Annotated in this window: 24 protein-coding genes; 10 read left to right on the plus strand and 14 right to left on the minus strand. The window is 68.4% G+C overall.

Features of this window, described 5'->3' with window-relative positions; translation table 11 throughout:
- The first annotated feature begins 168 nt into the window (after positions 1-168).
- Positions 169-1,683, plus strand: a complete 1,515-nt coding sequence (locus ACWELJ_RS21415) for a helicase HerA-like domain-containing protein (protein ID WP_452367923.1) — start codon at positions 169-171, stop codon at positions 1,681-1,683.
- A 12-nt stretch (positions 1,684-1,695) separates the two neighbouring features.
- On the opposite strand, the gene lysA is transcribed toward ACWELJ_RS21415, so the two are convergent.
- The 6 genes from lysA to ACWELJ_RS21445 all read right to left on the minus strand — a co-directional run bounded on the left by lysA (position 1,696) and on the right by ACWELJ_RS21445 (position 7,781).
- Positions 1,696-3,042, minus strand: a complete 1,347-nt coding sequence (gene lysA, locus ACWELJ_RS21420; protein ID WP_452367897.1) for a diaminopimelate decarboxylase — start codon at positions 3,040-3,042, stop codon at positions 1,696-1,698.
- Between the two features lie 132 nt (positions 3,043-3,174).
- Positions 3,175-3,969 carry a mycolate reductase gene (gene cmrA / locus ACWELJ_RS21425; RefSeq protein WP_452367898.1) on the minus strand — a complete coding sequence of 265 codons (795 nt, stop codon included), beginning with the start codon at positions 3,967-3,969 and terminating at the stop codon, positions 3,175-3,177.
- A gap of 76 nt (positions 3,970-4,045) precedes the next feature.
- Positions 4,046-4,477 (minus strand): DUF4189 domain-containing protein, encoded by a 432-nt coding sequence (locus ACWELJ_RS21430; RefSeq protein ID WP_452367899.1) that lies wholly within the window; start codon positions 4,475-4,477, stop codon positions 4,046-4,048.
- Positions 4,478-4,573: 96 nt separating this feature from the next.
- Complete coding sequence (locus ACWELJ_RS21435) at positions 4,574-5,158, minus strand: VOC family protein (protein ID WP_452367900.1); 585 nt, start codon at positions 5,156-5,158, stop codon at positions 4,574-4,576.
- Positions 5,158-7,185, minus strand: a complete 2,028-nt coding sequence (locus tag ACWELJ_RS21440; RefSeq protein WP_452367901.1) for an oxidoreductase — start codon at positions 7,183-7,185, stop codon at positions 5,158-5,160. Before ACWELJ_RS21440 ends, ACWELJ_RS21435 begins: the two co-directional genes overlap by 1 nt.
- Positions 7,182-7,781: a PadR family transcriptional regulator gene (locus tag ACWELJ_RS21445; protein ID WP_452367902.1), complete on the minus strand. Its 600-nt coding sequence runs from the start codon at positions 7,779-7,781 to the stop codon at positions 7,182-7,184. Before ACWELJ_RS21445 ends, ACWELJ_RS21440 begins: the two co-directional genes overlap by 4 nt.
- 172 nt (positions 7,782-7,953) lie before the next feature.
- Here ACWELJ_RS21445 and ACWELJ_RS21450 point away from each other — a divergent pair, with 172 nt between their 5' ends.
- The 3 genes from ACWELJ_RS21450 (at position 7,954) to ACWELJ_RS21460 (ending at position 11,805) form a co-directional block, all read left to right on the plus strand.
- A complete protein-coding gene (locus ACWELJ_RS21450; RefSeq protein WP_452367903.1) occupies positions 7,954-8,904 on the plus strand; it encodes a hypothetical protein in 951 nt (316 codons plus the stop codon).
- 198 nt (positions 8,905-9,102) lie between these two features.
- On the plus strand, positions 9,103-9,519 hold the full coding sequence (locus ACWELJ_RS21455; RefSeq protein WP_452367904.1) for an effector-associated constant component EACC1: 417 nt from the start codon (positions 9,103-9,105) through the stop codon (positions 9,517-9,519).
- 6 nt (positions 9,520-9,525) lie between these two features.
- Positions 9,526-11,805 carry a caspase family protein gene (locus tag ACWELJ_RS21460; RefSeq protein WP_452367905.1) on the plus strand — a complete coding sequence of 760 codons (2,280 nt, stop codon included), beginning with the start codon at positions 9,526-9,528 and terminating at the stop codon, positions 11,803-11,805.
- Between the two features lie 55 nt (positions 11,806-11,860).
- Here the strand turns inward: ACWELJ_RS21460 and ACWELJ_RS21465 are convergent, their stop codons facing one another.
- From ACWELJ_RS21465 to ACWELJ_RS21475, 3 genes are all read right to left on the minus strand, one after another.
- Positions 11,861-12,298 (minus strand): flavodoxin family protein, encoded by a 438-nt coding sequence (locus tag ACWELJ_RS21465; RefSeq protein ID WP_452367906.1) that lies wholly within the window; start codon positions 12,296-12,298, stop codon positions 11,861-11,863.
- Positions 12,295-12,837 carry a hypothetical protein gene (locus ACWELJ_RS21470; RefSeq protein ID WP_452367907.1) on the minus strand — a complete coding sequence of 181 codons (543 nt, stop codon included), beginning with the start codon at positions 12,835-12,837 and terminating at the stop codon, positions 12,295-12,297. Before ACWELJ_RS21470 ends, ACWELJ_RS21465 begins: the two co-directional genes overlap by 4 nt.
- A gap of 123 nt (positions 12,838-12,960) precedes the next feature.
- A complete protein-coding gene (locus ACWELJ_RS21475) occupies positions 12,961-14,397 on the minus strand; it encodes an MFS transporter (RefSeq protein WP_452367908.1) in 1,437 nt (478 codons plus the stop codon).
- Between the two features lie 102 nt (positions 14,398-14,499).
- On the opposite strand from ACWELJ_RS21475, the gene ACWELJ_RS21480 reads away from it, so the two are divergent.
- Both ACWELJ_RS21480 and ACWELJ_RS21485 read left to right on the plus strand, forming a co-directional pair.
- Positions 14,500-15,462, plus strand: coding sequence for a helix-turn-helix transcriptional regulator (locus ACWELJ_RS21480; RefSeq protein WP_452367909.1), 963 nt, complete (start codon positions 14,500-14,502; stop codon positions 15,460-15,462).
- Between the two features lie 59 nt (positions 15,463-15,521).
- Positions 15,522-16,856 carry an MFS transporter gene (locus tag ACWELJ_RS21485; RefSeq protein ID WP_452367910.1) on the plus strand — a complete coding sequence of 445 codons (1,335 nt, stop codon included), beginning with the start codon at positions 15,522-15,524 and terminating at the stop codon, positions 16,854-16,856.
- A 46-nt stretch (positions 16,857-16,902) separates the two neighbouring features.
- On the opposite strand, the gene ACWELJ_RS21490 is transcribed toward ACWELJ_RS21485, so the two are convergent.
- On the minus strand, positions 16,903-17,511 hold the full coding sequence (locus ACWELJ_RS21490) for a TetR family transcriptional regulator (protein WP_452367911.1): 609 nt from the start codon (positions 17,509-17,511) through the stop codon (positions 16,903-16,905).
- A 223-nt stretch (positions 17,512-17,734) separates the two neighbouring features.
- Here ACWELJ_RS21490 and ACWELJ_RS21495 point away from each other — a divergent pair, with 223 nt between their 5' ends.
- Genes ACWELJ_RS21495 through ACWELJ_RS21505 form a run of 3 tightly spaced genes read left to right on the plus strand, consistent with a single transcriptional unit; the run spans position 17,735 to position 20,307 of the window.
- Positions 17,735-18,799: a ferredoxin reductase gene (locus ACWELJ_RS21495; RefSeq protein WP_452367912.1), complete on the plus strand. Its 1,065-nt coding sequence runs from the start codon at positions 17,735-17,737 to the stop codon at positions 18,797-18,799.
- 11 nt (positions 18,800-18,810) lie between these two features.
- A complete protein-coding gene (locus ACWELJ_RS21500) occupies positions 18,811-19,959 on the plus strand; it encodes a fatty acid desaturase family protein (RefSeq protein WP_452367913.1) in 1,149 nt (382 codons plus the stop codon).
- Positions 19,960-20,307, plus strand: a complete 348-nt coding sequence (locus tag ACWELJ_RS21505) for a hypothetical protein (RefSeq protein ID WP_452367914.1) — start codon at positions 19,960-19,962, stop codon at positions 20,305-20,307. It begins immediately after the preceding gene.
- A gap of 1 nt (position 20,308) precedes the next feature.
- Here ACWELJ_RS21505 and ACWELJ_RS21510 read toward each other — a convergent pair whose 3' ends face one another.
- On the minus strand, positions 20,309-20,911 hold the full coding sequence (locus ACWELJ_RS21510) for a DUF4254 domain-containing protein (protein ID WP_452367915.1): 603 nt from the start codon (positions 20,909-20,911) through the stop codon (positions 20,309-20,311).
- A gap of 463 nt (positions 20,912-21,374) precedes the next feature.
- On the opposite strand from ACWELJ_RS21510, the gene ACWELJ_RS21515 reads away from it, so the two are divergent.
- Positions 21,375-21,695: a hypothetical protein gene (locus tag ACWELJ_RS21515; protein ID WP_452367916.1), complete on the plus strand. Its 321-nt coding sequence runs from the start codon at positions 21,375-21,377 to the stop codon at positions 21,693-21,695.
- A gap of 359 nt (positions 21,696-22,054) precedes the next feature.
- Here ACWELJ_RS21515 and ACWELJ_RS21520 read toward each other — a convergent pair whose 3' ends face one another.
- The 3 genes from ACWELJ_RS21520 to ACWELJ_RS21530 are packed head-to-tail and all read right to left on the minus strand — an operon-like array spanning position 22,055 to position 23,500.
- Positions 22,055-22,615, minus strand: coding sequence for a GTP-binding protein (locus tag ACWELJ_RS21520; protein WP_452367924.1), 561 nt, complete (start codon positions 22,613-22,615; stop codon positions 22,055-22,057).
- A gap of 22 nt (positions 22,616-22,637) precedes the next feature.
- Complete coding sequence (locus ACWELJ_RS21525; RefSeq protein WP_452367917.1) at positions 22,638-23,042, minus strand: DUF742 domain-containing protein; 405 nt, start codon at positions 23,040-23,042, stop codon at positions 22,638-22,640.
- A gap of 29 nt (positions 23,043-23,071) precedes the next feature.
- Entirely contained in the window at positions 23,072-23,500 is a 429-nt protein-coding gene (locus ACWELJ_RS21530; protein WP_357090392.1) for a roadblock/LC7 domain-containing protein, read from the minus strand.
- Between the last annotated feature and the right edge of the window lie 11 nt (positions 23,501-23,511).

Raw genomic sequence — 23,511 nt, forward strand, 5'->3', positions numbered from 1 at the left:
TCCGGCGTCGACTTCGACACCGGTCGCGACGAAGACGACCACCAAACCGGGGCCGCCGCGGACGGTGCCGGCGCGGCGGCGGATGCGGGCGGCAAGGCCGCGGGTAAGGCGAAAGCGGCTGCCGCCGAAGCCGATCCGGGGAGCAAGGACGAGGCCGCGGCCCAGGAGATCGCCGCCGGGTACGCCATGGAGGGGGTGGCGCTGGAGCTGGGCACGGTGATCGTCGGCGGCACCGTGCATCCCGACGCGCGGGTGCGGATCCCGATGAAGACCATGAACCGGCACGGACTCATCGCGGGTGCCACCGGTACCGGTAAGACCAAGACCGTGCAGGGCATCGCCGAGCAGCTCTCGGCGGCCGGGGTGCCGGTGGTGGTGGCCGATATCAAGGGCGACCTCTCGGGGCTGGCCCAGCCGGGGCAGTCCAACGAGAAGCTGCTGACCCGCGCCCAGGAGACCGGCGACGCGGACTGGAAGCCGCAGGGGTTCCCGTGTGAATTCGTCTCCCTCGGCACCGGCGGGATCGGGGTGCCCATCCGGGCGACGATCACCTCGTTCGGGCCGATCCTGCTCAGTAAGGCGCTGGGGCTCAACGAGACTCAGGAGTCGACCCTCGGCCTGATCTTCCACTGGTCGGATCAGCAGGGCCTGGCGCTGCTGGATCTCAAGGACCTGCGCTCGGTCATCCAGTACCTCATCAGCCCGGAGGGCAAGGAGGATCTCCGGGGCATCGGCGGCGTCTCCGCGCAGACCGCGGGAGTGATCCTGCGCGCGCTGGTGAACCTGGAGGCCGACGGCGGCGACACCTTCTTCGGTGAGCCGGAACTGAATCCGGCCGACCTGATGCGCAGCGCGGGCGGGCAGGGCGTGATCACCCTGTTCGAGCTGGGCGCGCAGGCGGCGCGGCCGCAGATGTTCTCGACCTTCCTGATGTGGGTGCTGGCCGACCTGTTCCAGACCCTGCCCGAGGTCGGCGATATGGACAAACCCAAGCTGGTGTTCATCTTCGACGAGGCGCACCTGCTGTTCAACGGGGCGTCCAAGGCGTTCCTGAATCAGGTCGAGCAGACGGTGAAGCTGATCCGATCCAAGGGCGTCGGCGTCTTCTTCTGCACCCAGCTGCCCACCGACATCCCCAACGCGGTGCTCTCCCAGCTGGGCGCGCGCATCCAGCACGCGCTGCGCGCCTTCACACCCGAGGATCAGGCGGCCCTGTCGAAGACGGTCCGCACCTACCCGAAGACCGCCACCTACGACCTGGAGCAGGCGCTCACCTCGCTGGGCATCGGTGAGGCGGTGGTGACGGTGCTGTCGGAGAAGGGCGCGCCGACCCCGGTCGCCTGGGCGCGCATGCAGCCGCCGCGCTCGCTGATGGACACCATCGGCGACGACGGAATCCGCTCCCGCGCACAGCAGTCCGGGCTGTACGGCAAGTACGGCCAGACCATCGACGCGGAATCGGCGTACGAGATCCTGACCGCGAAGATCCAGGCCGCCGCCGAGCAGGCCGATCAGGAAGCCGCGGCCAAGGGCTCCCGCTCGGCCAAGCCCGCCCCGGAAGAAGAGGATTCGATGGCGGAGAAGATCGTGAACAATCCGGCGTTCAAGAATTTCCTGCGGTCGGCGGCCACCGTCGCCGGGCGCGAGATCAGCCGCAGCATCTTCGGCACCCGGCGGCGGTAGGTCGTTTCCCGGCTAGTGCCCGATATCGCGGCTGAGCAGATCGTCGATGGTCTCGCGGCGGACCAGTTCCCGGGACTGGCCGTCGCGGACCGCGACGATCGGCGGCCGCCCGATGCCGTTGTAGGACGAGGCCAGGCTGTGGTGGTACGCGCCGGTGCACGGCACCGCCAGCACCTCGCCCGGCCGCAGGTCGACGGGCAGCCGGACATCGCGGGCCAGGATGTCGCCCGCCTCGCAGTGACGGCCCGCGATGGTGGCGGTCATCTGCGGGCCGGTGGGATGCCGGTTGGCGACCACCGCGTCGTAGCGCGCGCCGTAGAGGGCGACGCGCGGGTTGTCGCTCATGCCGCCGTCCACGGTCACGTAGGTGTGGCCGTTCTCGACGTGCTTGATCGACAGCACCCGGTACAGCGTGACGCCGGCCCGCGCGACGATGGCGCGCCCGGGCTCCAGGGCGATGCGCGGGCGCGGGAATCCGTGCCGGGCGCAGGCCGCGTCCAGGCCGTCGTCGATGATGTCGGCCAGTTCGGCCAGGTTCAGCTCGGCGTCCCCGCCGCGGTAGGCGACCGCGTGCCCGCCGCCGAGATCCAGTTCGGTGAGGGTGACGCCGAATTCGTCGCGGATGCGGGCCATCTCGGCGATCATCCGCCGTACCGCCTCGCCGTAGGGGAAGGTGTCGTAGATCTGTGAGCCGATGTGGCAGTGCAGGCCGGTGAGTTCCAGATTGGGTTGCCGCACAATGTGATCCACCGCTTCCTTGATGGCGGTGCCGCCGATCGGGAAGCCGAACTTCTGATCGGTGACGCCGGTCCGGACCGCCGGGTGCCCGTCGATGTCGATATCGGGGGTGACGCGCACCAGCACCCGCTGCGGTTTCACGGCCAGCGCCGACAGCAGTGTGATCTCGGTGAGCGAGTCGACCACGATGCGCCCGACCCCGCAGCCCACGGCGGTCTCCAGTTCGGCGAACGGTTTCCCGTTGCCGTGCAGCACGATTCGCTCCGGATCGGCCCAGCCCGACAGCGCCACCGCCAGTTCCCCGGCCGAGCACACGTCCAGGGACAGGCCCTCCTCGGTGATCCATTCGGCGACCGCGCGGGTGAGCAGGGCCTTGCCCGCGTAGATGATCTCCGCGTCCGGGAATCGGGTGCGGTAGGCGCGGCAGCGGTCCCGCACCTCGGTCTCGTCGAGCACGTAGGTGGGGGTGCCGTACTGGTCGGCGATATCGGCCAGCGCGACCCCGCCGACGGTGATGCGCCCGTCGGCGTCGTAGTGCGTGTCGCACGGCCAGATGGCCGGGTCGAGACGGGGGACCAGGCCCCCGTCCCGCAGCGACGGGAAGATCTCGAGCAGCGTCAAGGCGTCTCCTGGTGAGAGCTCCCCGCTTTCCTTTCTGCGGGGCCGTCACCAGGACTACGCCTGATCGATGGGTCCGAACCTGTCGGGGACGGGCTCTTTACGAGCACCGATCCGATCTTGACGATTTGCTGATCAGCCGCCGAGCTTCTTGTAGGCGGCGCCCGCCACCACCGAGGTGATGGACCGCGGGCCGAACTGCCCGGCCAGGCTCATACCCTTGCTGATCAGGCCCGGGACCACCCGCATCTTGTTGCGGGCGAGCGCGTCGATGGTGATCTTGGCGGTGTGGGCGGCGGTGACCCAGATGAACTCCGGGATCTTGCTGCCCATCTCCTCCTGGTCCGGGTTGTCGGTGCGGACCGGGCCGGGGGCCAGCAGGGTGACATTGACGCCGGTGCCCTTGAGCTCGCCGCGCAGCGACTCGGAGAAGGTGTTGGTGAACGCCTTGGACGCCGAGTAGGTGGTGTTGTGCGGGATCGGCATATTGCCGGCCGCCGAACCGGTGATCAGGATGCCGCCCGCGCGGCGCTCCAGCATGCCCGGCAGCACGGCCAGCGTGAGGTCGTGCACGGCCACCGCGTTCAGTTCCATGATGTCGCGCTCGTAGTCGAGATCCAGCTTCGCCAGCGCGCCGAAGGTGGCGACACCGGCGTTGTTGCACAGGATCGCGATATCGCGGGCGGCCAGTTCCTTGGCCAGCGGGGCCCGCTGGTCGCGGTCGGACAGATCCACCGCCCGCACCTCGGCGGTGATCCCGTACCGCTCGGTCAGCCGCTGCGCCAGCTCGGCCAGCAGATCGCCGCGCCGGGCGACGAGGATCAGCGAGTAGCCCCGCGAGGCAAGCTCTTCGGCGAGGGCGACCCCGATCCCGGAGGAGGATCCGGTCACGACGGCACGATTGTCGGCGGTGGGTGCAGGCAGGCTCACGGCGGAGAGCCTACCGATGTTCGCCCGAACCGGGAGGGCGGGCCGGGCGCGAGACACGCGCCCGGCCCGGACCCGGCTAGCTGCCGTCGGAGCAGTCCGACCCGACCACCTGGGCCCGGCTGGGCTCGGAGCTGCCCAGGCTGACCAGCAGCGGGTTCGGGTCCTGGCCGGTGGCGGACAGGGCCTTGGCGATGGCGGCGTCGCGGGTGGCGCCGGTGCCGAACCAGAAGTCCTGGCCACGGTTGGCGACGGCGATGCAGCCGTTGACGAAACGCGCCTGGATCTCGCACGGCGTGACGTCGCAGTTGGCCAGGGCCGCGGCGTCGGCTTCCGCCTGGCTGGGGAAATTGGTCGAGGTGACGAAGTGCGGGTCACCGGCGGAGTCCCAGGCCACGGCGAGCGCGCCGAAGTGGTCGGCCGCGGCGTTGGCCGTACCGATGCCGCCCGAGAACAGGACGGCTGCGGTCGAGGCCACCACACCGGCGGTGGCCTTCGCAGAGAGACGCATAGAGGTTCTTCTCCCCAAGATCGTTGAAGCGAGTGCTTCGTGATCATGACAGGACGGGACGACACCACCGCGCATCTGTATCGGTTGGCGGATAGGTCAACTCCGCGGTCTCGGTTCCATGAACGCGACGCCCCAATTCAGGTGTCCGCGCCACACTCCCGCGATGCGGCCGCCTTGGACGGCCGGCTTGGGATCGCCGATCGGGCCGCCCGCCGCGCGGATGGCGGCGACGGCGGCGTCCAGATCGGCGGTCAGGAAGGCGACGCCGACCAGAGCGGGCGGCAGGCCCGAGGTGACCGCTTCGATGAAGGGTTCGCCGACGCGGTAGAAGGCCATCTCGGGTCCCTCCGGGCCGCGGGGGAAGAAGCGGCGGCGCGGCGGGACCCCGAGCACGGCGGTCAGATCGGTGACGGCGGAGTCCAATTCGGGCACCCAGTAGACGACGTGGTCGACGATCGTCACGCCGTTGGGATGCGCCGCACCGGATTCGGACGCCGCCGAATCCAGGTAGGGCACGCCGAGGGTGGCGGGGTCGGCGCGGGTTTCGTCGAAGCCCCAGGCGGCTTCGCCCAGCACGCAGTCGACCTGTCCGACGCGGAAGCGGCCGTCGGCGACGGTGAAACCCAGTGCCGCCCAGGACTGCTCGTCGCCGGGCAGTCCCAGGCGGGTGAGGTTCGGCATTACAGGCTCGCCGCCAGGCGGGTGCCCTGGTTGATGGCGCGCTTGGCGTCGAGCTCGGCGGCCAGGTCGGCGCCGCCGATGAGATGCACGGTCACGCCGGCGTTCCGCAACGGCTCGTGCAGGTCGCGCACGGATTCCTGGCCGGCGCACAGGATCACGTTGTCGCATTCGATGACCTGCGGGCGCTGGCGCTTCTCACCGAAGCTGACGTGCAGGCCGCGATCGTCGATGCGCTCGTAGTTGACGCCGCCGATCTGCTCGACGCCCTTGGCCTTGACCGCGGCCCGGTGCACCCAGCCGGAGGTCTTGCCCAGGTCCTTGCCGAAGGCCGACGACTTGCGTTGCAGCAGTACCACTTCACGGGCGGCGGGGGAGGGCTTGGGGGTGGTGACGAAGCCGGGGACGGCGGGGTCGTCGGAGACGCCCCACTCCTCCTTCCACTCGTCGAGCTTGAGGCTGGGATGCCCTTCGACGGTGAGGAATTCGCTGACGTCGAAGCCGATGCCGCCCGCGCCGATCACGGCCACCTTCTTGCCGACCGGCCTGCCGTCGCGCACCAGTTCGGCGTAGGTGAGCACCTTCGGGTGGTCGATGCCGGGGATGTTGGGGATGCGCGGCTTCACGCCGGTGGCCAGGACGACCTCGTCGTAGCCGCCCGCGATGAGCTGTTCGGCGGTGGCCCGGGTCTCCAGATGCACGCGGACGCCGGTGAGTTCGAGCTGCCGGGTGAAGTAGCGGATGGTCTCGTTGAACTCTTCCTTGCCGGGGATGCGGCGGGCGATGTCGAACTGGCCGCCGACCTTGTCGTCGGCCTCGAACAAATCCACGTGGTGCCCGCGCTGGGCCAGGCTGACCGCGGCCGACAGCCCGGCCGGGCCCGCGCCCACCACGGCGAACCTGCGGGTGCGCCGCGTGGGCAGCAGTTTCAGTTCGGTCTCGTGCCCGGCGCGCGGATTCAGCAGGCAGGACACGGTTTTGGCCTGGAAGGCGTGATCCAGGCAGGCCTGGTTGCAGGCGATGCACGTGTTGATCTCGTCGGTGCGCGCGTCCTGGGCCTTGCGGGCCCAGTCCGGGTCGGCGAGCAGCGGGCGCGCCAGCGAGATCAGGTCGGAGTCGCCGCGGGTGAGGATCTCCTCGGCGGTCTCGGGCATATTGATGCGGTTGGAGGCGCACACCGGAATGTCCACGAGGTCTTTGACTTTCGCGGTCCACTCCACGAACGCGGCGCGCGGCACCGAGGTGACGATGGTGGGCACCCGGGCCTCGTGCCAGCCGATGTCCGTGTTGATGATGGTGGCCCCGGCGGCCTCCACATCCTGGGCGACAGCGGCGATCTCGTCCCAGGTCTGGCCGTGCTCCACGAAATCGGCCATGGAGAGCCGGAAGACGATGATGAAGTCCGGCCCGACGGCCGCGCGCACCCGGCGCACGATCTCCCCGGCGATGCGGCGGCGGTTCTCCGGCGAGCCGCCCCACTTGTCCTTGCGCTTGTTGGTGCGCTCGGCGAGGAACTGGTTGATGAAATAGCCTTCACCGCCCATGATCTCGACGCCGTCGTATCCGGCGAACTGGGCCAGGGCGGCGCAGCGCGCGTAGTCGTCGATGGTGTCCTCGACGCCCTTGCCGGACAGCGCGCGCGGCTTGAACGGGTTGATCGGGGCCTTGATGGCCGAGGCCGAGACGCTGGTCGGCATGTAGGAGTAGCGGCCCGCGTGCAGGATCTGCAGCGCGATCTTGCCGCCCTCGGCGTGCACCGCCTTGGTGATGGCGCGGTGCCGGTAGGCCTCGGTCTTATTGGTCAGTTTCGCGCCGAAGGGCAGTAGCCAGCCGGTGCGGTTGGGGGCGTAGCCGCCGGTGATGATCAGGCCGACACCGCCTTTCGCGCGTTCGGCGAAGTAGGCGGCCAGCCGGTTGATGTGCCAGGCGCGATCCTCGAGGCCGGTGTGCATGGAGCCCATGACCACGCGGTTGCGCAGGGTGGTGAAGCCGAGGTCCAGGGGTTCGAACAGGTGCGGGTACGCGCTCATCGGCGGGTGCCTTTCGGGTCGGACGCCTGCGACCGGGCGTTATCGCTTGTCGGAGTGCCGGTGTCGCGTTTCAGGGCGTCGAGTACTTCGTCGCACCAGTCGATGAACCCCTCCTCGACGCGGATGCCGCCGCGCAGGACGAGGTACTGGTGCAGTTTCGGGCCGGTGAGCTGATCCGGCGCCGGGTAGTCCTTCTTCTCGAAGGTGCGGTACAGGTCGAGGCGGTGGGCGTGCTGGTCGCGGTGGCGCTGCACCTCGTTCACGATCACGCTCGGATCGCCGAGGGAGGCGGCGCGCAGTTTGACGCCGAGATCGCTGCGCAGTGGTTCCAGGTCGGCGGGTTCGGCGATCCAGCGGACCAGCTCGGCGCGGCCGGCCTCGGAGACGGTGTAGACCTTCTTGTCCGGGCGGCCGTCCTGGGGCACGGTCTCGGCGATCACCCAGCCCTGCTCGTCCATGCGCTTGAGAACGCGATAGATCTGCTGGTGGGTGGCGTGCCAGAAGAAGCCGATGGATTTGTCGAACCGCTGCGCCAGGTCGTAGCCCGAACTGGCGCGTTCGGTCAGCGATACCAGGAGCGCGTGTTCGAGGGCCATGCCGCCAGGGTAACTGCTACGAGACGTACTATGCAATTCAGTGCATAGAGCTGGCGTGTGGCGCGCCGACTCCGGCGTGTCGGTTAACGCGGCCGGTAGTGGGGCTGATTTCTGAGCGAACCACTCGCCCCGGGGAGATACTCGGGCGGGATGAACCTCAGGGGGAGCCGATATGCGTTCGACATTCACCACGGTGGGGGCGGCAGTTCTCATCGCGGCATCCGCGGTTCTGATGACCGCCTGCAATGACAAGGACGCCGTGCCGATGGTGCGGGGCACCACGGTCAGCGCCGCGCCGCAGGGTGGCGCCCAGCCCGGTGGCGGCAAGCCCGGCGGAACGAATGCGCAAGCGACCGTGCGCACTATCGGCAAGACCGGTTGGTACGAGGGCTTCGAGATCACCGTCGACAAGGCCACGGTGACTCCCGACGAGTCCGGCGGCGCGAAGGTGCACGTCGACATCACCTACAAGAACACCACCGACGCCAACAAGGCCATCAGCGTCGTCCCCACCGTCGAGGTCGGCGGCGCGATCGACGCGGCCGCCGGCTGGAACAGCCCCGAGGTGCCCGGAAAGGGTTCGGCGACAGGCGATGTCACCATATCGGTGAAGAAGCTCGACAGCGCCGAGCACCTGCTCGACACCATCACCGTGGTCTACGGCACCACCGCGGAGAATCAGACCAAGTTCCCGCTGAAAGCCGACGCCAAGGCCGAGAGCGTCGCGCCCCGGCCCCTGAACATCACCGGCAAGCTGGTGCAGGATCAGACCACCGTCGAAATCACCGGCGGCACACTGACTCCCAGCTACACCAAGAACGAACGCGGCAAGCTGGAGCTGGCCCTGCACGTCAAGCTCACCGGCGGTTCCGGCATCCCCGAGGGCGGCCTGAACGTCTTCTCGGAGTACTTCAGCCTGAAGACGGCCGCCGGCCAGACCGTCCAGGACGACAGTCTGCGCGGCTTCATCGACGAACTGCTCGCCCACAACCAGACCATCGACAAGCCGAACCTCTTCGCGGTGTTCGTCGTCCCCGCCCCGGCCACCGGTCAGTACACGCTCTCCTACGACGCCACCAAGGGCACGAAACCGCCCGCCACCCTCACCTTCACCGTCAGCTGAGCCTCACCCACCGCTGTGCCCCGCGGTAGCCGCGTGCGGGTAGTCGACTACCCGCACGCCACCGTGCGGAGCTCACCTCCCGGGTCGCGGTGCGTACCCCGCATCGCGCGTTTTGCCTGGTTCGGGTAGTTCTGTACCCGTGTGACCTCGGACGCGAGCGATGAGAATCGGTCTTGTCGATTCGGGAAAGAGGCTCCGATGGCTACCACAGAGAACGACCACAACGGCGAGACACTGCTTCGAGTATCGATGTCCGCCGCGGGGATCGACGACGAGCACATGGACCGGCAGACCCGCATGCTGCGGGCGGAGCTGGCCGCGATGGACGGCGTCGAATCGGCGGTGCTGGCGCGCGACAATGCCGGGGCCGCACCGGGTTCGAAGGTGGTCGACCCGGTCACCATCGGCGCGATCGTGCTGGCGTTGAGCGCCTCCGGCGGGGTGTTCACCACCTTGATCGAGACGGTGCGGGACTGGCTCAACCGCGACCCGGGCACCCGCCAGGTAACGGTCACCCTCGACGGCGAGAGCATCGAACTCGATGCCGCCAGCGACGCCGACCAGCACGCGCTGGTCGAGGCTTTCCTGCGACGACACGGCGCGGTGGCGGGGTGAGTTGTCATGGCCGGACGATTCGCCCTGGTGGTGGCGACCTACACGTTCTCCGATCCCGGACTGCGGCAGTTGACGGCACCCGCGCACGATGCCGAGGCGCTCGCCGAGGTGCTGGCCGACCCGGCGATCGGCGGGTTCGAGGTCACCACGTTGATCAACAAGCCGCACTACGAGGTCGGCGCGGCGGTCGGTGACTTCTTCGCGGACCGCAGATGCGACGACCTGACCCTGCTGTACTTCAGCGGCCACGGACTCAAGGACGACGCGGGCAAGCTCTACCTCGCGATGACCGACACCCGCACGCTCAACCCGCTTTTCACCTCGGTCGCCGCCGATCAGATCGATCACGCCATGACCGGCTGCCACTCCAGTCATCAGGTGCTGATCCTGGACTGCTGCTACAGCGGCGCGTTCCCGGTCGGCGCGATCGCCAAGGCCGACGACCAGGTCCACGCCCTGGAGAGCTTCAGCGGCCGCGGCCGCACCGTGCTCACCGCCTCCGACGCCACCCAGTACGCCTTCGAGGGCGAGGTCCCGCACGGCCAGGCGACGCAGTCGGTGTTCACCCGCCACCTGGTGGCCGGCCTCCGCGACGGCGGCGCCGACCTCGACCAGGACGGCGACATCACCGTCGACGAGCTCTACAGCTACGTCCACGACCGCGTCGTCGCCGAACGCCCCCGCCAGCGGCCCAAGAAGCAGGACAACATCGAAGGCCGCACCATCCTGGCCCGTAACCGCAATTGGCAGGTCCCGCAACATATTCGATCCGACCTCGAGAGCCCGGCCGTCCGCGACCGCCGCAACGCCCTCGAAGATCTGGCCCAGCTCTACCGCACCGGCGGCGCCATCGTCCGGACCCGCGTCCGCGACGCCGTCACCCAACTCGTGAACGACGACAGCCGCGCCATCGCCGCCGCGGCCGCCGAATGGCTCGACACCCACCCCACCGGCACGGCAACGGCGCCCGCCGATGACGGCGCTGGGCCGGCCACCCATCCCGGTTCCCCCACGGTCGGCGCGACCGTACCGGCAACGACGCCGGCGCGCGGCAACGAGGCCACGCGACACGATGACGCGCGGACAGCAAGCGAGGTATCGCCGCATCCCGGCAGGACGACCGCACCGGCAGCGCTGTTCGGTGAACCCGAGCCGCCGCTCCCGCCGAAAACCCGTGCGCCCGAACGCTATTACGGCTGGGCGTGGCGCAGACTCCGCGACCGGAGATGGGCTGTACCGGTGACAGCCGCCGCGGTGGTGATCGTCTGCACGGTGGCGGTAGGCGGCTGGCACTTCGCCACCGGAGGTGTGGCCGGACACGCCGTCGCCGACGCGCATGCACTCCGTGGGCCCGATATCGAATTGCTCGGGCGGGTCGCCGCGTACGGCAGACACCGCGGCAATTGCGACCATGCCGACCCGGACAAGGGGCAGATCGCCCATATCGCGTGCGATACCAACAAGGCAGCGGGTGCGCCCTTCGCGCGGTTCTTCCAACTCTCCAATCGTGACAAGCTGGCCGACTTCTATCAGAATTCGAAGCATTTTCTGCACGCGGGCAACTGTCCGGGTGACCCGCCAGGACCCGACGCGCCCGCCTTCGACGATCAGCACAACCCGGTGGGTCGAAAAGCGTGCGGCTTCAATCGTTCTGTTAGCCCGGCCATCTCGGTGCTGATCGTGTCCGACGAACCCAACCTCGCGGTCAGCATATTCTTCTACGATCCCGCCGACTGGACTTCACCTCTCGCCGAACAAATGCGCGACTTCGACGCGGTGCGGGGTAACCGGCCGTTCCGCGCTCCAGGCGATGCGAGCGACCCTGATGTATTCACCCCCGACGACAAGGAACTGCTTTCGGTGCTCGGGCGAGACTTCACCCACGTGAATTGCCGGCACGCGGATGCGGCGAAACCGGCGAAGGCGGACATCTACTGTGACGTACCAGTGAACTACCCCTCGGCCGAGTTCCTGAGTTATCCCACCGCCGACGACGCCCGGCGGACATACCGTGACACGATCAATCAACACGGGGGCCATGCGTGCGACGGCCAGCCCGGGCAGGACAGCCTTTGGGCCCAGCAGAATCAGCCGGTCGGACGGTTCGCCTGCTACCCGTCTCCAGGCGATTCGACTCACCCCGACGACCATCAGCCCTGCTTGCTCGCGATCCTCGATAACCGGCCCATTCTGCGCGGGTACTGTGCCGCCGCGATAGGAGCTCCCCCGGGCTCGATCACCACGGAGTCCGACCTGCTCGCCTGGTTCCAGAAGAAGGAAGGCTAGCCGTCCTGGCCGGCAGTGGCAGCAGACGCCGGTCGTGGCCTATATCGGCTCGGTGTCAGCCGAGTCCCGCCGCGAAGGTCCGCGCCGCCGCCAGATCGGCGGCGTCGGGCCGCCCCTTGTTGATCCCCCCGACCAGCCGCAACGGCGCGAAGGTGTCGAAGGCCCGCATCGAGAACGTATCCACCACGTCGAACCCCTTCCGCCCGAGCAGCCGCGTCATCGGCCCCATCACCACCGGAAACCCACTGGTGGCGAACACGAACGCGCGCCCACTCCGCCCGTCCGGCAGCGCCCGCACGAACTCGCGCAGCCGAGGATGAAACGCCATCGAGAAGATCCCCGACCCGAACCCGACCAGGTCGTACTCCCCCAACTCGCCGGCCGTCACCTCCTCCGGCTCCACCACCCGAGCCCCGAGCACCTCACCCATGGCCTCCGCTACCCGCCGCGTATTGCCGTGCGACACCGAAACACACACGATCAGAACCTTCATCGCCACGCTCCTCGCTCACCGGTGGATCCGGACATGCTCGTAGACACCGCCCAGGGGTTGGGCCGTGACATCGCCGGCATGTGTCCCCGGTCACGCTGGGTGCGAGTGTTGCCGCTGTAGTCGAGCGCCGCGAGGATGATCGCGGCGAGGGAGGCGACGACGTAGGTGATGGCCGACCATCCGGAGATCGATTCGAATATGGTTGCGGCGCTGCCGGACACGTTCCCGTCGCCGGTGGCGATGGCCGCCAGAGGTACCGGATGATCGTCAGCCTGATCGGTGAAATCAGGCAGGGTCAGCGCGAAGCTCATCACCGCGAGATCGGCCACGGCCAGGGTGATGAGAGTGCGCGGTCGTAGCGAGGGCGCGAGCGCCACGGCCATCAGCCCCGCCAGCAGTAGCGGCGCGAGCACGACTGCCGCGGCCAGGCCGAAGCTCATGATGACGATGGCCGCCCACCAGCCGGGCGCGAGCAACCGCACTGCCAGTGCGGCGAGAACGACCGCGAATTGGCTGGTGGCGAGCAGGGCTCGTTTCATGACCAGGACCTCCGGGTGGGCGAATGAAGCGATACATCGATCCTGCTGATCGCGAGCCGGGCTCGGATGAGCCCGGCTACTCGCCCTGCTGAGTAGATCTGCCTAGGGGTGCGGGACGGGCCCTCAGCGGGCCGCCTTGACGGCGAGGGCGGCGGCTACGGCGAGGGTGACTCCTTCCGCAGTGGCGGTGACGCCCACGGCGTGGGCGGCCGCGACGGGGTCGGTGGCCAGGGTGAGGAAGAGGGTGCCGAAGGTGGCGACGCCGATGACGACGCCGAGTTGGACGCAGGTGACGAGGATGCCGCTGGCGTCGGCGGCCAGGGTGACGGGGATCTTGCTGGTGGCGCGGGCCATGAGGGGACTGAAGGCGAGGCCGTAGCCGACGCCCATGAGGGCGAGGATCACCAGGTCGAGGGCGTTGATGGAGTGGCCGTCGCGCAGCGACAGGCCCGCGGCGATGGTGGTCGCGACGGCGAGGAGCAGGCCGCCGGGGATCATCGCGCGGTGGTAGCGGGCGGGGACGCGGGTCCAGTTCAGGCTGACCAGGCCGAAGGTGATGCCGTTGGGGACGAACAGGAGGCCGGCGTGGACGGGGGAGTAGCCGAGGGTGGATTGCAGGTGGATGGTGAGGATGAAGACCCAGCCGCCGAAGGTGCACATGATCAGGAAGAGGGTGGCCGCGGCGACGAGCAGACCGGGGGCGCGGACCACGCGGTCGGCGAAGAGCGGTTCGCCGCCGCGGCGGTGGACCCAGCGCTCCACCAGGGCGAAGGCGGCGAAGCCGAAGGCGGACGCGCCCAAGGCGATCCGGGTCCAGGCGGGCCACTGCTGTTCGTGGCCGAGTACCAGCGGCACCGACAGGGCCAGGACCGAGGCGGTGAGCACGGCCAGCCCGGGCAGGTCGAGCCGGCGCTCGGCGCGCGGAGTGGCGGCGGGCAGGACGCGTGGCGCGACCGCGAGCAGGGCGAGCCCGATCGGGACGTTCACCAGGAACACTCCACGCCAGCCGGTTCCGGCGATATCACTGCTCACGATGACGCCGCCGAGGATCTGGCCGGCGACCATGCCGCCGGAGATGACCGCGGCGTACACCGACAGCGCCCGAGCCCGTGTGTTCCCGGTGGCGGTGATCTGGATCAGGCTCATGACCTGCGGCACCATGGCCGCCGCCCCGACGCCCTGCAGGAAGCGGAAGGCGATCAGCGAGGCCGGATTCCAGGCCAGCCCGCAGATGAGGGAGGCGAGGGTGAACAGTGTGAGCCCCGCGACGAACATGCTTCGCTGCCCGAATCGGTCGCCCAGCCGCGCGCCGGTCACCAGCAGCACCGCGTAGGCGATCACATATCCGGAGACGATCAGTTGAAGTCCGGAACCCGTGGCGTGCAAGGAGGTTCGGATCGACGGGATGGCGACGTTCACGATGGAGGCGTCCAGGACGGCCATGAACTGGCCCAGCAGGATGACGGTGAGGACGGCGATCGGACGGCGCATGCCGCCGAGGGCCGGCGTGGCCGGCGGCGCGGGGACCGCGGGTGGGGTGTGGGTGAGGCTCTGAGACATGGGATCCAGCGTGCGCGGCGACCGATCCCGCTGACAGGAGTCCGCTTATACGGGTATTGGCACCACCTGGATACCCCTAGCGAAAACCGCCACCATGGAGAGATGGTGTCAGCAGCGGGATACAACGTCCTCGTCGAGCGGACCGCCGGAGCGGCTGAGCGCACCGGCGATCCGCGGTCGGTGCGCAAGGTCCGCCGGGGTGAGTTGTCGACGTTCCTGAAGTCGCGGCGGGCGCGGATCCGGCCGGAGGATGTGGGCCTGCCGGTGGGTGCGCGGCGGCGGACGCCGGGGCTGCGGCGCGAGGAGGTGGCGCAGCGGGCCGGGGTGGGGATCACCTGGTACACCTGGCTCGAGCAGGGCCGTGACATCAATTGCAGTGTGCAGGTGCTGGATGCGATCGCGCGGGCGCTGTGCCTGGACGGCGCCGAGCACGCGCACCTGTACCGCCTGGCCGATGTGCCGACGGCTCCGGCGGTGGTCGTCGAGGAGCCGGTGCCCGAGGAGGTGCAGACCATTCTCGATCATCTGCATCCGCTGCCCGCCACCTTGTTCAACTCCAAATACGATGTGCTGGCCCACAATGCGGCGTACGCGGCGATGTATCCGCTGTTCGTGACCGGCCACCGCAATGCGCTGCGCAAGGTCTTCCTGGCCGACGAGTGCTGCACCCCGTATCCGTCGTTCTCGGAGCCGGACCACCTGGCCCGCATGGTCGGCTACCTGCGCGCCGCGTACGCCCGCAATCTGGGCGACCCGGAGTGGACGGAGTTCATCGACGGCATGGTGGCCGACAGTCCGCGTTTCGCGGAACTGTGGGCCCGCAATGATGTCGCGCTGCCGGTCGGCCGCACCCGTGTGGTCCGCAATCTGGCTGTCGGCGTGCTCGAGATGTACATGACCAGCATGTCCCTGCCGTCGATCGCGGGCGCGTGGATGCAGGTCTGGACGCCGTCCACGCCGGAGGCCTGGGACCAGCTGCACGCCCTGCTCGCCATGACCGCCCAGGAACGCCGGCGCCCCTGGGCCGAGCACGTCGAGCAGGTGCACGGCCGCACCCTGTCCTGACCTGCCACCCGGCGTGGATGTCGCACGCGAGTCGCGTTCGGTCGCTTAGTCTGCGCACCATGACCGAGGCGTCGGGTGAAGTCACCGTCGGGCAGGCGACCGGGCGGGGAACCGTACTGGCGTGGGGATTCTGGGACTGGGCGGGCGCGTCGTTCAACGCGGTCATCCTGACCTTCGTGTTCTCGGTGTACCTGACCGACAAGGTGGGCGAGGATCTGCCGGGCGGGATCTCGGCGAGCGCCTGGCTGGGGTGGGCGCTGGGGGCGGCGGGCCTGGTGGTGGCGCTGACCGCGCCGGTGGCGGGCCAATGGTTCGACGCCACCGCGAGACGCAAACTCGCCCTGGGCATTCTGACCTCGGTGACGGTGCTGCTGATGGCGGCCATGTTCTTCGTCAAGGACGACTACCACTACCTGTGGGCGGGTCTGGTGCTGCTGGCCGTCGGCTCGGCGTCGTTCGAACTGTCGCACGTCCCGTATTTCGCCATGCTGCGGCAGGTGTCCACGCCCGCGAATGTCGGCCGGGTGTCCGGATTCGGCTGGTCCATGGGCTATTTCGGCGGCATCATCCTGCTGCTGATCAGCTATGTCGGGTTCATCGCGGGCAAGGGCGACAATCGCGGCCTGCTCGGCGTCCCGATCGAGGACGGGCTGAACATCCGTCTGGTCGCGGTGCTGGCGGCGGTGTGGTTCGCCGGTTTCGCGGTGCCGCTGTTCCTGTTCGTCCCGGAGGTGCCGCGCACCGACGCGGATCCCGGTGCGGCGGTGCGCGGCCGGGCGTTCCTGTCCTCGTACCGGGTGCTGTTCCGGGATGTGCGGGAGTTGTGGCGCACCGATCGCCGCACGGTGGGCTTCCTGCTGGCGAGTGCCATCTTCCGGGATGGCCTGGCGGGCGTGTTCACCTTCGGCGCGATCCTGGCGGTGAAGGTGTACGGCATCGCCGACGCCGATGTGCTGTTGTTCGGTATCGCCGCGAATGTGGTTGCAGCGCTGGGCGCGCTGGTCGGCGGTCGGTTCGATGACCGCACCGGCCCGAAGGCGGTGATCGTCGCCGCGCTGCTGGGCATGATCGTCTGCGGCGCGTTCCTGCTGGTGTTGTCGGGTCCGCTGATGTTCTGGATCTTCGGTCTGCTGTTGACCGTATTCGTCGGTCCCGCACAGGCTTCGGCCCGCTCGTTCCTGGCCCGGGTGTCCCCGCCGGGGCGCGAGGGCCAGATGTTCGGTCTCTACGCGACCACCGGTCGCGCTGTATCCTTTCTCGCCCCAACCCTTTTCGGGTTCTTCGTGTGGGCGTTCGACGCCGAGCGCGCGGGCATCGTCGGCCTGCTACTGGTGTTGATCGTCGGCCTCATGCTGTTGCTGCCGGTAAGCGGGGATGACTTGCACGACAAGTGAATTCGTCGTAACGGTCGGGTCTCGGGGCCGCCGGGCGCCGATGGCCTCAGGGTCGCCAGACGCCCATGCCGAGCGCGATGAGCCGTACCTGCAGCACCGCGCGGTCGACGGTGCGCGCGCTCTCGCGGGGCTCGGCCATCAGGTAGTCGGCGATCCGGTCGGCGACGGTGGACACGATGAGGTCGGCGGCCAGCTCCAGATCGTCGGGTGACCAGTCGTCGAGGGCGCGCACGCGGGACAGGTCGACCACGAGTTCCCGTTCGATGAGCTGCATTTCGACCGAGATGGCCCCGCGCAGGGCCGCCGAGCCGCCGTGCCGTTCGCGAATCAGGAAGCCCCACAGATCGCGCTTGCCGTCGACCTGTTCGAAAACGAATCGCACGGTCTGGGAGAGCGTCGGATTGGGGGTGCGCCGCATTTCCCGCAATGCGAGCCGCAATTGCCGCACGCCCTCTTCGACCAGCGTGGTGCCGAGTTCGTCGAGAGAGGCGAAATGCCGGTAGAAGGCGGTGGGCACGATGCCGGCCGAGCGGGCGATCTCGCGGAGGGACAGCGCGGCGAAGCCGCGGTCGGCGGCCAGGGCGAGGGTGCCGTCGAGCAGGGCCGCACGGGTGCGTTCCTTGCGCTCGACTCGGGTAGCTGCCTGCTCGCTCATCTCGATGAGCATACATGCGTTCACATTCGTTCCATTCGAGAGATGTCGCGTGGGTCACACGAACTGCCGGTTGAACTGGAGTGGCTTCACCGGGCACACTAGCTCAGTGTACAGATGTGCACCGAAATGGCGTCGAAGTCAGTGTGGACTCCGGCGCCGGCTCGGACAGCGCGTCGAACGTGGAGAGGCGTCGCACAGCCCGGCGACGCGACAGGAGGCTCACATGGTCGGACTACTCGACCTGGTGCAGAAGACAATGACCACCCCGCACCCGCTGGATCGCTACCTCGAGCTGGTGCGCCCGACCCTGACCCGGCGCTCGATGCGCGCGGAGATCACCCATGTGCGGCGCAGCGCGGTCGGTTCGGTCACCCTCACCCTCAAGCCCGCCCGGCAGTGGACCGGGCACGTGGCGGGGCAATACGTGCAGATCGGCGTCGTGATCGACGGCGTGCGCCACACCCGCTGCTATTCCCCGGTCAATGCCGACGGACGCCGGGACCGGCACCTCGAACTCACCGTCAAGGCCCACCCGCGGGGGCTGGTCTCGAATCACCTGCACGACAACGCGATCCCCGGCATGGTGGTGGATCTGGAGCCCGCCGCCGGCGTGTTCCACCTGCCCCCGACGCGTCCGGAGTCGGTCGTGCTGATCAGCGGCGGCAGCGGCATCACCCCGGTGCTGTCCATGCTGCGCACCCTCGCCAACGAGGGCTACCGCGGCCGGATCCTGTTCCTGCATTACAACCGTTCTCCGGAATTCGTCCCGCACCGCGAGGAGCTGGAGGCGATCGCCATGCAGCACGGCAATGTGCGGGTCGAGTTCCGCTATCCGGAGACCCAGCGTCACGCCCATTTCGGCTACGACGAGCTGGAGGCGCTGGCGCCCTGGTTCTCGACCGCGCAGACCTACCTGTGCGGCCCGCCCGGCCTGATGAACGCCGTGCGCACCGTCTACGAGGCCGAACAGCTGGGCCCGCGCCTGCACAGCGAGGAGTTCACCCTCACCACGGCGGTCGCCGATCCGGCCGACGCCGAGGGCAAGGTGACCTTCTCCGGCAGCGGCGTGGTCGCCGAGAACACCGGTGAAACCCTGCTCGAACAGGCCGAAGCCGCGGGCCTGAACCCGGAGTACGGCTGCCGCATGGGCATCTGCTTCTCCTGCACCGCCGTCAAGCGCAGCGGCTGCACCCGCAATCTGCGCACCGGGGAGCTCGACAGCGACCCGGACCAGCCCATCCAGATCTGCATCAACGCCCCCGTCGGGGACGTCGACCTCGCTCTGTGAACGGAGAGATCATGGCGATTCTTACCGAAACCCCCGAGGGCCCGCTGGTCCTGTCCGTCGAGCAGGTCGAGGAGATCGGCCGCGAACTCGACGCGCTGCGCGCCCGCGTCACCGCCGACCTGGGCGAACGCGACCGCGACTACATCTACAAGGTGATCAAGGCCCAGCGTGGCTTCGAGATCGCCGGCCGCGGCCTGCTCTACCTGGGCTTCCTGCCGCCGTTCTGGCTGGCCGGCGTGGCCGCGCTGAGCGTGTCGAAGATCCTCGACAATATGGAGATCGGCCACAATGTCATGCACGGCCAGTGGGACTGGATGCGTGAGCCGACCCTGAATTCCCGTGTCTTCGAATGGGATACGGTGTGCCCGGCCGACCAGTGGCGGCACTCGCACAACTACATGCACCACACCTACACCAATATCCACGACATGGACCGCGACATCGGTTACGGCATCCTGCGCATCGACGAGGGTCAGAAGTGGAACCCCTACTACCTGGGCAACCCGGCCTACGCGTTCGCGCTCATGGTGCTGTTCGAGTGGGGCGTGATGCTGCACGACCTCGAGGTCGAGAACATCCTGACCGGCAAGCGCAGCTGGAAGGACGTGAAGGCGCTGCTCAGGGGGCAGGGTCGCAAGGCCGGGCGGCAGGTCCTCAAGGACTACGTGGTGTTCCCGGCGCTGACCGGCCCGCTGTTCCTGTCCACGCTGGCGGCCAACTTCACCGCCAATATCGTGCGCAACCTGTGGACCTTCTCGATCATCTTCTGCGGGCACTTCCCGACCGGCGTACAGACGTTCACCAAGGAGGAGTGCGCGGAGGAGACCCAGGGCGAGTGGTACGTGCGCCAGATGCTGGGCTCGGCCAATATCAAGGGCTCCAAGCTGTTCCACGTGATGTCGGGCAATCTGTCGCACCAGATCGAGCATCACCTGTTCCCGGACATTCCGGCCAACCGCTACCCGGAAATGGCGCCCGAGGTGCGGGCGCTGTGCGAAAAGCACGGTCTGCCGTACAACACCGGCCGCTTCTCCAAGCAGATCGGTTCGGTGTGGGCGAAGCTGTTCAAGCTGGCGCTGCCGCCGTTCCTGGTCAAGAATTCAGGGCAGGCCGGTGTTATCGTGATGCGCCGGGGGCAGGCGAGTGAGGTGGGCGTATAGATGATTTCCAAATTCGAGAGCAACAAGGATCTGATCCAGGAATTGACGTCGTCGGGAGCGCGGCACGTCGGCAATATCGCATCGATCATCACCGGCACGGTCGCCGAGGTGACCCGGGAGATCGGTGACTGGATCACCGACGCCATCGAGATGCGCGAAGCCGCGGCGGCCGCCGAGAAGGACGCCGCCGCCCAGCGCGCCGCGGACCTGTCCGACGACCTGGACGAGGATGTCGACGCGACGCCGGAACCGCCACGCGCGCAGGAGGATTCGGCGACGAAGCCGGTCCGCGGCGAGCGCGTGACGCCGTCCGACGTCATCGACGCCGAGGTCATCGACCCGCGCTGACCTACCAGGTGGGGAGTCGCCGGCGGTGCTGGGCGACCTCCGTGATCAGATCTCGATAGCCGTCGGCGAGCTCGGCGAGCCGGTACCACTGCAGATGGGCCTCGGTGTCCACGCCGCGGTGGGGCCGGTCCTCGCTCACCCGGTGCGCCTTGGCGCGGCGCCGGGCTCGTCCGTCGGCGACTCTCGGAACGCCGTTGGCCGGGGCGGGCTCACCGTTGCCCAGGGCCTGTTGTGCGGCAACCCATTTCGCGGCCATGCGGTCGATGACGGCGCCGAGGGTCTCGGTGTGCAGGGAGGCCCCGGCGCGGTGCGGGATGTTCACCGCCACCCAGTCGTCGATGCGGGCCACCAGCTCGGTGCGGCGGGTGTCGATCCGGTCGATGCGGCGGGCGCTGGCGGCGACATCGTCGGGGGTGGCGTCGGCGGCGTGGGCGGTGTCCAGGGCGCGTTGCCGCCGTTCGTGGCAGCGCACCAGCTCGTGGGCGGATTCCAGGACGTCACGGTCGCGGCGGGCGGTGTCTATCGGTTCTCGGAAGGCGCGCAGCAGGGTGTCCGGCGAGGGAAGTTCGGCGCCGAAACCCGCTCCGGTGTAGTCGATTGCCATGTTTCCACCCTCGGCCGGCGCATGCGTGTGGATACGCCAGGGCCGAGGGGGATTCGGGGAGGGGCTCCCCTCGGCTCCGGCGCAGCCCCGCACCCGGAACGCAACAGCCCACCACCAGCGACACGGTGAAGTAACCGGGAAATCCGCGACGATGCGATGAGAAGACTGTCCGATAATGCGGGACATATTCAGGAAAGCGCGATAGTCGGAGGGGCGCAACCATCCGGCGCGTGATCGGCGAAGCTGCCTGAAAATCGTTATACAGCATTACAAGACGGTCACACGGCCGCTGCGGTTGAAGGCTGATCGACACCTGCGCGGGCGGTGTGTGGGACGGCTTCGCGGGTGCCTCGCCGCCGGGGTGAGGTGTGCCGGGGCCGGTTCGGTTACCGAGGCTTATGAATAGCTAACTGTGCGGCGCGCCGGGAGTGCGGCGCGCCGAAGTCGGTTAGCCTCGATATTCATGCCCGCCTATGCCTCTTCGCCGGAGCTACGGTTCGGTTTCATGTTCGCGCTGGAAGACCCCGAGCGAATTGCCGAAGTCGTCCGGAACCTGATCGTTCGCCGAACGGTGTCGGTGTTCCGGCTCGCGCATCTCTCCGACGACAACGGACCGCCCGATCGGTTTGTCGTGAACTGGTCCGCGCTGCCGCAGATCGCCATCACGACCGCCGCGCCGGAGCCTGACGAATTGCGTTCCAGCGGAACGATGCTGGTCAACGCCTTCCTGGGAGAGGATGGCGAGATCAGCCTGTATTCGGCGGGCGCCGCCCCGCCGCAATAGGAACTGGACGGTCCTCTCTATGTGGCGGGTGACACAGGTCGTCTCAGCTATCTCTCAGCGGCAAGCAAGGTTCGCCTAAGTCAGCCTCGGCAGTGTGGGTCCCGTCGCCGGCCGGAAATCCCGGACGGCGGCGACCAACAGTAGAGAGGCTGCAAAATGATCCCGGTTATCATCAACACTGGTTCCGCTGCTCTGAACGGCGTGCTCGACACCGGCAGCGCCGCGCTGGGCGGTCTGCTGAACACGCTGTGGACGGGTTCGTTCGGCCGTTAATTCGCATTTCCGCGAAGGGTTTTCGGGCGATCGCCCCGGGTGCGTCCGCACCCGGGGCGATTCTTGTTCCGGTGTCCGCGTCCGGCTCAGCCGGCCAGCGCCGGAGCGCGGCGCGTCTGCAGAATCTGCTCCAGCAGCGCCACCAGCACCAGCTTCACCGACCCCCGATCACGGGCGTCGCAGTCCATCAGATGGATGTCGGGGGACAGGTCCAGCGCCTCGCGGACCTCGCTGAGATCGAAGCGCGATCCGGACTCGAATCGGTTGACCGCCACCACGAACGGCGTTCCGCGCTGCTCGAAGAAGTCCAGCACCGGGTAGCAGTCCTCGACGCGGCCGGTGTCGACCAGCACGATGCCGCCGAGCGCGCCGTCGAGCAGATCGTCCCAGAGGAATTCGAAGCGCTCCTGGCCGGGCGTGCCGAACAGGTAGAGCACCAGGCCGGCGTCGAGGGTGATGCGCCCGAAGTCCAGCGCGACCGTGGTGGTGGTCTTTCCGGTGGCCAGGCCCGGATCGTCCAGTCCCACCGAGACTTCGGTCATGGCGGCCTCGGTGGACAGCGGTTCGATCTCGGAGATCGCCCCGATGAAGGTGGTCTTCCCGACCCCGAATCCGCCGCTGGTCACGATCTTCACCGAGGAGGCCAGCGGCAGTGGATCATCGGCAATTTCAGAGGTTCCGAACAAGGTCCCGGATCCTTTCCAGAGCAGCGGTGGACAGTTCGTCGGTGCGGCCCACCGACATGTGCCCGGCCGACACCAGATCACTGACCAGCACCCGCGCCACCCCGATCGGCACCCGCAGGGCCGCACCGATCTCGGCGATGGAATGCGGGCGCTGGCACAGCCGGGCTACGCGTTCGAGCTCGAACCGCAAGGGTGCGGACAGGGCCGCCGGGGTGGCGCGCACCAGGGCCTCGATGCGCAGTCCGTCGACGACCGGGGTGGTGCGGCCGGAGGTGATCATGAAAGGGCGTACCACCGGTTCGTCGGGGTTTGTGAAGCCGGACGGACGGGCGCCGGGCGCGGCCGTGGGCGCACCGGACCAGCCGCTGGGCTGGGTCGGTGCGATCATACGCGCGTCCGGCAGCCTATGCGAATCATTCATCGGCTCAACGATTCTCGCAGTTCACTGATCAGCGCCGGGGTGAGCAGCGCGCCGGCCCGGTCGGCCAGCACCGCCATCTGGTAGCCGACCAGCCCGACATCGGCGTTGTGGTCGGCGATGACGCCGATGCAGCTGCCGTTGGCCATGGCCGACACCAGCAGGAACCCGCGCCCCATCTCGATCATGACCAGGCGCAGGCCGTCGAAATCGTAACTGCGCGAAGCACTTCGTCCCAGGCTGGTGAGGCCGGAGACGATGGCGGCCAGCCGGTCGGCGCCATTGCGGTCCAGGCCCTGGGACATGGCCATCAGCAGCCCGTCGGAGGACACCGCCACGGCGTCGCGGACACCGTCGGTGGTGCGTACGAAATCCGCCAGCAGCCAGTTGAAGGTGTGCGGATCGGTATCGGTGTAATGGGTGGTCACCCGGTGTCCTC

It is taken from the genome of Nocardia sp. NPDC004582 (genome assembly GCF_053602115.1).